We start from the raw sequence: 218 nt of genomic DNA, 5'->3' as shown, positions 1-218 counted from the left end.
GACGACTTAGGGGTAGAGCAAACCTTTACGACGACTGTGGATGCGAGCGGCAACTTCTCAGTCGAAGTGCCAAACGCATTGGCTGAAGGGCCTTACAGTATTGAAGCGACTATTATTGATGCGGCGGGCAACAGCACTGATATCACCGGCAGCGGTAACATCGATACTACCGCACCAAGTGTGAATGTGGATGCACCAGCGCTCACCAACGACAGCAC

General features: G+C 53.2%; 1 protein-coding gene. It reads left to right on the top strand.

The window, feature by feature from the left end:
• Positions 1-36 precede the first annotated feature (36 nt).
• The coding region (locus tag AN389_RS19990; protein WP_235576009.1) for an Ig-like domain-containing protein at positions 37-218 on the top strand (182 nt) is incomplete at its 3' end.

The organism is Pseudoalteromonas sp. P1-7a (genome assembly GCF_001401855.1).
GTDB lineage: Bacteria > Pseudomonadota > Gammaproteobacteria > Enterobacterales > Alteromonadaceae > Pseudoalteromonas.
This window is presented reverse-complemented; position numbering and strand designations above follow the sequence as displayed.